This is a genomic window from Lysinibacillus sp. NPDC059133 (assembly GCF_042755925.1).
Classification (GTDB): domain Bacteria; phylum Bacillota; class Bacilli; order Bacillales_A; family Planococcaceae; genus Lysinibacillus.
Genome location: NZ_JBHZDH010000058.1, coordinates 26,066 through 34,603 on the forward strand (window position 1 = coordinate 26,066; position 8,538 = coordinate 34,603).

8 protein-coding genes are annotated in these 8,538 nt (G+C 38.1%); all 8 read right to left on the reverse strand.

Features of this window, described 5'->3' with window-relative positions; genetic code table 11:
• Window positions 1-502 precede the first annotated feature (502 nt).
• The gene (locus ACFXN8_RS22305) at window positions 503-1,792 is read right to left on the reverse strand and encodes an adenylosuccinate synthase (protein WP_376076109.1); all 1,290 of its coding nucleotides are present in this window, start codon (window positions 1,790-1,792) and stop codon (window positions 503-505) included.
• A 256-nt stretch (window positions 1,793-2,048) separates the two neighbouring features.
• The gene (gene dnaB, locus ACFXN8_RS22310; RefSeq protein WP_370043985.1) at window positions 2,049-3,410 is read right to left on the reverse strand and encodes a replicative DNA helicase; all 1,362 of its coding nucleotides are present in this window, start codon (window positions 3,408-3,410) and stop codon (window positions 2,049-2,051) included.
• Window positions 3,411-3,423: 13 nt separating this feature from the next.
• Window positions 3,424-3,870 (reverse strand): 50S ribosomal protein L9, encoded by a 447-nt coding sequence (gene rplI / locus ACFXN8_RS22315; RefSeq protein WP_386847694.1) that lies wholly within the window; start codon window positions 3,868-3,870, stop codon window positions 3,424-3,426.
• Entirely contained in the window at window positions 3,867-5,840 is a 1,974-nt protein-coding gene (locus tag ACFXN8_RS22320; protein WP_386847695.1) for a DHH family phosphoesterase, read from the reverse strand. Before ACFXN8_RS22320 ends, rplI begins: the two co-directional genes overlap by 4 nt.
• Window positions 5,841-5,852: 12 nt before the next feature.
• The gene (locus ACFXN8_RS22325) at window positions 5,853-6,794 is read right to left on the reverse strand and encodes a YybS family protein (RefSeq protein WP_376076103.1); all 942 of its coding nucleotides are present in this window, start codon (window positions 6,792-6,794) and stop codon (window positions 5,853-5,855) included.
• 632 nt (window positions 6,795-7,426) lie between these two features.
• The gene (rpsR, locus tag ACFXN8_RS22330; protein ID WP_004233359.1) at window positions 7,427-7,663 is read right to left on the reverse strand and encodes a 30S ribosomal protein S18; all 237 of its coding nucleotides are present in this window, start codon (window positions 7,661-7,663) and stop codon (window positions 7,427-7,429) included.
• Between the two features lie 38 nt (window positions 7,664-7,701).
• Window positions 7,702-8,274 carry a single-stranded DNA-binding protein gene (gene ssb / locus ACFXN8_RS22335; protein WP_386847696.1) on the reverse strand — a complete coding sequence of 191 codons (573 nt, stop codon included), beginning with the start codon at window positions 8,272-8,274 and terminating at the stop codon, window positions 7,702-7,704.
• Between the two features lie 40 nt (window positions 8,275-8,314).
• Window positions 8,315-8,538: 30S ribosomal protein S6 (gene rpsF, locus ACFXN8_RS22340; protein ID WP_386847697.1), on the reverse strand; the 224-nt coding region annotated here is incomplete at its 5' end.

The window sequence follows — 8,538 nt, forward strand, 5'->3', positions numbered from 1 at the left end:
TGGGCCAACACGATGTTGGTCACGAAGGCGTTATCACAGGACGTGATGGTTTTAGCCTTCGTTCCCCTATTTGCTCGCTCCAGGGTCTCATCTGTGACGCTGATCCCCGAGGAGTCGCTCAGTCTCCACTCCAATCAACCAATTCACTAGCATGTATCTTCAAGCATATTACTCTATTTTATAGTGATAATATACGAAAATATAACGTTCATACCAGATATCTTTTGTGCGAAGTGTAACGAAGCAACAGATTTATTTCTTGCATAAGCGATTCGGCAGTAACATTTGTGTGTAGCTATACCAATTGAAAAATAGCGTCACTGTTATACGTCTATTCTCTTTGATTATAGTAGTAGCCAAAACGTTCACTTTTGAATATATAAAATATACTCCATTAACTGGTAATAAGTCATCTCTTGCCTCAAATTCAGCCAACGCAAAAAGATTAGATATAAAAAAGGACGTACCACATATGGTACGCCCTTTTGTTATTTTAAATTAATTATGCTTCCCAAACGTCCACTAAAACGTTCGTTTGTTCACGTGCAGGACCAACAGAGAAAGTAGCAATTTCAATACCAGTTAATTCACTCACGCGTTCTACATAGCGTCGTGCATTCTCAGGTAGCTCTTCTAATGTTTTGCAGCCTGTAACATCTTCCGACCAGCCTGGAAGCTCTTCATAAATTGGTTCACATTGTTCAATAATATGAAGATTTGCTGGATACTCAGTAATTGTTTCATCTTTATATTTATACGCAGTACAAATTTTCACTGTTTCTAAGCCAGATAAAACATCAATTGAATTAAGCGCAAGATGCGTAATACCACTTACTCGACGTGAATGGCGTACAACTACCGTATCAAACCAGCCTACACGACGTGGACGGCCAGTTGTTGTACCGTATTCACGACCAACTTCACGAATTTGTTGACCCACTTCATCAAATAGTTCAGTTGGGAACGGACCATCACCAACGCGAGATGTATAGGCTTTCGATACACCAATAACACTTGTAACTCGTGATGGACCAACACCAGCACCGATTGCTACTCCGCCGGCAACAGGATTTGAAGATGTTACAAATGGGTACGTACCTTGATCGACATCAAGTAAAATACCTTGTGCTCCTTCAAATAACACTTTGCCGCCTTCATCTAGTACATCATTTAAGATTTTCGATGAGTCTGTTACATATTTTGCGATTTCTTGTCCATAGTTGTAATATTCCTCGAAAATTTCTTCGAATGTTACACCTTCAACTTCGTAAAATTTCTCAAATAATTTATTCTTAATTGCTAAATTTTGACGTAGCTTTTCTTCAAATACATCTTTGTCTAGTAAATCAGCCATACGGATACCGATACGTGCTACTTTATCCTGATAACATGGTCCAATCCCTTTACAAGTCGTACCAATTTTATTATCGCCACGGCTTTCCTCATCAGCGATATCTTGCTTTATATGATATGGCAAAATAACATGCGCACGGTTAGAAATTCGTAAATTATCTGTATCCACACCACGCTCTTGTAAGCCTCTAAGCTCAGTCACTAATGACTTTGGATTAACAACCAGACCATTTCCGATTACTGAAGTTTTTTCTTTATAGAAAATACCTGATGGAATTAAATGTAATTTATAAGTTTCGCCATCAAATTTAATAGTATGACCTGCATTATCACCGCCTGCAAAACGAGCGATTGCATCGGCTTTTTGTGAAAGGAAATCCGTAATTTTACCTTTTCCTTCGTCTCCCCACTGTGTTCCTACAACTACAACTGATGTCATAGTCAGCACCTCCGTTAGATACGATTTGTATCTCAATTTTTAAGCCGTTAATTATTGTAACAATGATAGAAACGCCTAGTCAACAAAAATACTTAAAAACACGAACGTAAAATCAAATAATATGATTCAACGTTCGTGTTTAATAACAGAATGGTATGAATATTATCTAACATTCAGATTAATTCCGTTTTGGCGTAATCTCTAACGTTGAATTCCCCTAAAAAAGGGAGTTTTCCTTATGAATGAAGATAACTATTTAATCACGTGGTGGTGGTGGCGGCATTTGCGACCAATCCACATTAATGAATTTATTGAATTCTTTTTTAAAGGCAAGAGTAACTGTACCTGTTGGACCGTTACGCTGTTTAGCAATAATAATTTCAATCATATTTTTACTCTCGGACTCCTTATCGTAATAATCATCACGATATAAGAAGGCAACAATATCAGCATCTTGCTCAATACTTCCCGATTCACGTAAGTCACTCATCATTGGTCGTTTATCTTGACGTTGCTCAACGCCACGAGATAGCTGTGATAATGCAATGACTGGAACCTTTAATTCACGCGCTAAATGTTTTAAAGAACGTGAAATCTCAGATACCTCTTGCTGACGGTTCTCCCCTGCTTTACCACTACCTTGAATAAGTTGTAAATAGTCAATCAAAATCATACCGAGGCCATGCTCTTGTGCTAAACGTCGACATTTTGCGCGAATTTCATTGATACGTACACCCGGTGTATCATCAATAAAAATTCCTGAATTTGATAAACTCCCCATTGCCATAGTTAGTTTACCCCAATCTTCTGTTGTTAAAGCACCAGTACGTAAAACTTGTGCATCTATATTTCCCTCTGCACAAAGCATACGCATAACTAGCTGCTCAGCACCCATCTCTAAGGAGAAGATCGCAACATTTTCCCGCGCTTGAACGGCAACACTTTGTGCGACATTCAATGCAAAGGCTGTTTTCCCTACAGATGGACGTGCCGCAACAATAATTAAATCGTTACGCTGGAAGCCAGCTGTTATATGGTCTAAGTCACGGAAGCCTGTCGGAATACCTGTAACATCACCTTTTTGTGATTGAAGCTTCTCAATGTTATCAAAGGTTTCCACCAATACGTCTTTAACATGCTTAAAGTCACCCGCATTTTTACGACTGGCTACCTCCATCATTTTCTTCTCTGCTTCACCAAGTAATGCCTCTACCTCATCTTCACGAGTATAGCCATCTTCTACTATTTTAGTAGCTACACGAATTAAACGACGTAATAGGGCCTTTTCTTCGACAATTTTCGCATAGTGTGCGACGTTAGCAGCTGTAGGGACAGCATTGGCGAGCTCTAGTAAATACGATAGCCCGCCAACATCCTCAATTTCTTTTTTAGCTGATAATTCTTCAGTAACTGTGACAACATCTATCGCTTTCCCTTGATCACTTAAACGTAGCATCGTTTCGAAAATTTGCTTATGTGCATTATGATAAAAATCATCTGCTAGTAAAATTTCAGATGCAGTGATTAACGATTGAGGATCGAGGAAAATCGCACCGATAACCGATTGCTCCGCTTCCCGGTTATGCGGTGGAACGCGATCCATCATCGGTTCGTTCATGGATTGTCGCCCCTTATTCTTCCGTTACATGAACTTTTAATGCGGCAGATACTTCATGGTGTAGTTTTACAGGTACATTTGTAAAGCCTAGCGCACGAATTCCATCACTTAAAGTCATTTTACGTTTATCAATTTTTATGCCATGCTTTTTTTGAAGTGCATCGGCAACTTGCTTTGAAGATACTGAACCAAATAGGCGACCACCTTCACCTGATTTTGCTTTTAGTTCTACCGTTAAAGCTTCTAATTTTTCTTTTAATGCTTCCGCTTCAGCTAATTCGGCAGCAGCATTTTTAGCTTCTAAATTCTTTTGACCTTCTAATTGACTTAATGCTTGTGCATTTGCTTCAGCAGCAAAACCATTTTTAATTAAGAAGTTTTGTGCATAGCCGTCTGCTACATTTTTTATTTCCCCTTTTTTCCCTTTTCCTTTAACATCTTTTAAAAATACTACTTTCATGATTCAGAACTCCCTTCGAGTACCTCATTTATGGCCTCTTCTAAATATTTTTTTACTCCAGCAATGGAATTTGATTCGACTTGGCAAGCTGCATTAGTTAAATGCCCGCCGCCGCCTAGCTTCTCCATAACAAGCTGTACGTTTACTTCGCCAAGTGATCTTGCACTTATGCCGATTTTGCCATCTGAACGATGCGCAATGACAAAGGAAGCACCAACATCCTTCATTGTTAGTAAAATGTCTGCTGTTTGCGCAATTAGTACAGAATCATACACTTTCGCTTCCTCACCTACAGCAATTGCAATACCCGGCTTCACGAACTTAACAGTCTGCACTATTTTAGAACGCTCAATATACGTATCTACATTTTCTTTTAATAACCGCTGTACTAGCACTGTATCCGCACCATTTGTCCTTAAATAAGAAGCCGCTTCAAACGTACGGGCTCCCGTACGCAGTGTAAAACTCTTCGTATCGACAATAATTCCCGCCAGCAATGCCGTAGCCTCTAACATATTAATCTTTGCACGTTTTGGTTGATACTCGAGTAACTCTGTTATAAGCTCTGCTGTAGATGATGCATATGGCTCCATATAAACAAGCGTTGGATTTTCTATAAAATCTTCACTTCGACGATGATGATCAATGACCACAACTTTTTCAGCCAGCTTCAATAGGTGTGCATCGATGACTAAATTAGGTTTATGTGTATCGACAATTACGAGCAATGATTTTTCTGTCATTCTTGCCGCAGCTTCATCTGGCGTTAGGAAATTCTCATAGAAATCCGATTTACTCTCTATTTCATTCATTAAACGTGTTACACTTCCGTTTAATTCTTCAAAATTTACGATCACATAGCCCTTCACATCATTCATTTGTGCCATTTTACGTACACCAACAGAGGCACCAATAGAGTCCATATCAGGGTTTTTATGTCCCATAACAAACACTTGATCACTATCCTGAATTAAATCACGTAGTGCATGGGAAATTACACGTGCTCTCACGCGTGTTCGTTTCTCAACCGGGTTAGTTTTCCCGCCATAAAATTTTAGCTTTCCTGTAGGTTGCTTGATGGCAACCTGATCACCACCACGGCCTAAAACAAGATCTAAACTTGATTGTGCTAGTTCACCAAGCTCTATTAATGAAGATGATCCTGCGCCAACGCCAATACTTAATGTTAATGACGTATTTTTTTGCGCTGTTTTTTCTCGAATTGTATCTAAAATAGCAAATTTTTTCTTTTCAAGCTCCACTAAAATAGATTCGTTTAATACAGCTAAAAAACGATCGGATGAAATTCGTTTCACAAATATCCCTTGCTCAGCCGCCCAATCATTAACAATTGATGTCACCATCGTATTCGTTATACTACGTGGCTGGTCGTCCATTGCTTGTGTAATTTCGTCATAATTATCAACAAATAAAATCGCAATCACTGTACTATCAGCATAGTATTGTTTTTCAATAGCTATCTGCTCAGTGATATCAAAGAAATATAGTAAATTCTCTTCTTTTTTATAATAAACTCGGTACTTACGATCACGGAGCGTAATCGTATCTTCGTTTGTCTCTTCGCTCTTCATTAGCACGTAAATGTCGTCAGATATATTAACGATTCCTTCACCTACTAAATTCTCCATATTTAAAACACCTTGCATATATGGATTCGACCATTCTATTTCATATTGATCATTGACAAGCAAAATCCCAATTGGCATTTCAAGCAATGCCTCTTCCCCAACTTTTTTCATGCGAAAAGAGATGGATTCAATATGCTTTTCTGTTTCCTCAAAGGTAATCTTTTCTACCTTCCACGTATAGGCCATTAATAGAACAAAACCTACTCCGTAACCGATACCTATCCCGATATTCCAAATACATAGAAGCACGAACGTCACAATGCCAAAAATGGAAAGAACAAAAAGCGGATAGCGAATTGGTCGTTTTCTAAAAGTCCCCATTACATCAGCCCCTTATTCTTTAGTTTTCCCCTTCACAAGTGAACGTAAGTCGAAACCTAAATCTACGATGCCTAGCAATATTATAATGGATGATAGTGGCAAGGCTATCAAAGTTGCTATCCATTTGACAACATTGGGCATTTCCTTCTTAGAAATAAAGTAATGTATAAAGGAAATCCCCTGCAGGATTAATAACATCCATAAGATAGAAGAAACATTTAAAACAATAATCTCTAATGTAGATCCAAATTCTGGACGCATAAATAAATTAATGCATAAAACAATCATGTAATACCATAAAATAGATCGTGGTAGACGCATATTTTGGAACGGTGCAAATTTTGGTACGTCTAAACCAAGACGTTTTAATACAGGTAAATTTACCGCTATGATAATAAATGCTGCCATAAATGCAGAGATTGTTACTGTTGCAGGTATTGTCAGCTCAATTGTTTTTAACATAGCGTCAATTTGTTCTTGCTGAAACATTACTTGACCCGTCACAGTTTTTGTAAGTTCATTTGATTGCTCATAATTTTCGCGTAAAAGATCTGTGCTCATGGCAATGATATTGATACCAGCAAATTGAACATAGGCTACATAGACAATTGCCATTGACAGAAGAACAGCAACCCCAGACGACATGAATAGGTAAAGTTTGCTCTTCTTTTGATTTATTGCGCTTCCTATAACGATACCAACTAATGCCAAAATAAAGGCAAATGGTAACATAGTTATGCCACTCGTTAAAGTGGTTAAGATACATCCTACTACTGCTACGAGTATTGATGAAGAACGCTTGTAATTTGCGCTATACCAAGCAATCGGTAGTGGGGCAAATAGTAGACCTACTATAAAAATGAATGGTACATATGCAGAAATAAGCATTAGAATCGTAAAGATTGCGACCATCATTGAGCCTTGTACAAGCGCCTTTGTTTGATTATTCGGCATTGAAAACCTTCCTTTTTTTAGTCAAACTTACTGACCTTTATTGTACCATTTTTTCAGGTTATTGAACAAAAAACGCTAAGAACAACTGTATGCTTTGTCATTAATTTTGTAGAACCAATGACTAAAGCATAAAATACATAGCTATATAGGAGATTTTTTACCGAAAAGGCATAACAAATTCATTCATTGATTATATATATGTGTTTCTCAAATTTTTCCAACAATAAAAAAGCAACTTACGACAGTTACTAATACATGAAAAAAGGCTTTTAATCGAAATGATTATAAGCCGTTTTGTTTTAAAAAATGGTACTTAGTCGATTGTTTCTCAATCTCTAAAATTTCATCTTTTCTTTATTCATGTCTACTAAGAGTGTAATAAATTCTTGTGATAATAGCAAATGGTAATATATAGAGCAATTACTGAGATCAACATGACATGCATTTTAACCATCCTCATCTTTTGGTGATGTGCTATAAAATAAACGATATTACCAGAATCGGGATATTCATTCTCGATTTCCCTACCCTATATGATTATTCACATGCTAAACAAGATTGGCAACTCCATTTTCACAAATAAAAAAAGCACAATCAAAGCGATTAAACCTTGTTGTGCCTTTATTTATATCTTATTTATCTTCTGCTACGAATGGAAGTAATCCCATGATACGAGATACTTTGATAGCTGAAGTTAATTTACGTTGGTACTTTGCACTTGTGCCAGTTACGCGACGTGGTAAAATTTTACCGCGCTCAGAGATGAATTTTTTTAATAAATCTACATCTTTGTAGTCGATGTGCGTAATATTGTTTGAAGTGAAGTAGCAAACTTTACGGCGTTTGCGGCCTCCGCGACGTGGTGCCATAGTGTGTCTCCTCCTTATCATTTTTTATTTTAGAAGTATTAGAACGGTAAGTCATCCTCAGATACTTCTATCGGTCCTTTGCTATTAGCAAATGGATCCTCATCTACACGTGTATAATTCGGCTGATTCACAGGTGGTTGATTTTGCTGATAAGCATCGCCGCCAAATGAACCCTGCCCTGGCATAGCACCACCAAACTGTTGTTGTGGTTGACCACCGCCATATGACGGTTGGTTATTACCGTAAGTCTGTCCACCACCGTATTGAGGAGATACAGGAGCACCACCACCATTACGAGGTTCTAAAAACTGTACGCTATCGGCCACTACATCTGTTGTGTATACTCGCTTACCATCTTGTCCTTCGTAACTGCCTGTTTGAATGCGACCTTCCACTCCAATTAAACTTCCTTTTCGCATGAAGTTCGCTAGGTTTTCGGCCTGTTTGCGCCAAGCAACACAGCTAATGAAATCAGCTTCGCGGTCACCTTGTTGGTTTGAGAATGTTCGATTTACAGCAACTGTAAATCTTGTAGACGCAACACCATTAGGCGTATAGCGTAGCTCAGGATCTTTTGTTAGTCTTCCAACTAATACGACACGGTTTATCATCAGAAATGCAACCTCCTTTTTTCAGCATTTTGTTAAATAATTATGCTTCTTGGCGAACCGCAATGTGACGAATGATATCTTCGCTAATGTTAGCAAGACGTGTGTATTCGTTAATTGCTTCTGAAGTAGCGTTTACTTTCACGATTTGGTAGAAACCTTCGCGGAAGTCTTGAATTTCATAAGCTAAGCGGCGTTTGCCCCACTCTTTTGATTCGATGACTTCTGCACCGTTAGAAGTTAAGATTTCGTTGAAACGTTCAACTA

Excerpts from the sequence above, each read along its gene's own strand:
- ACFXN8_RS22305 (WP_376076109.1), bottom strand. The coding sequence starts at position 1,792 with ATGACATCAGTTGTAGTTGTAGGAACACAGTGGGGAGACGAAGGAAAA.
- dnaB (WP_370043985.1), bottom strand. The coding sequence starts at position 3,410 with ATGAACGAACCGATGATGGATCGCGTTCCACCGCATAACCGGGAAGCG.
- rplI (WP_386847694.1), bottom strand. The coding sequence starts at position 3,870 with ATGAAAGTAGTATTTTTAAAAGATGTTAAAGGAAAAGGGAAAAAAGGG.
- ACFXN8_RS22320 (WP_386847695.1), bottom strand. The coding sequence starts at position 5,840 with ATGGGGACTTTTAGAAAACGACCAATTCGCTATCCGCTTTTTGTTCTT.
- ACFXN8_RS22325 (WP_376076103.1), bottom strand. The coding sequence starts at position 6,794 with ATGCCGAATAATCAAACAAAGGCGCTTGTACAAGGCTCAATGATGGTC.
- rpsR (WP_004233359.1), bottom strand. The coding sequence starts at position 7,663 with ATGGCACCACGTCGCGGAGGCCGCAAACGCCGTAAAGTTTGCTACTTC.
- ssb (WP_386847696.1), bottom strand. The coding sequence starts at position 8,274 with ATGATAAACCGTGTCGTATTAGTTGGAAGACTAACAAAAGATCCTGAG.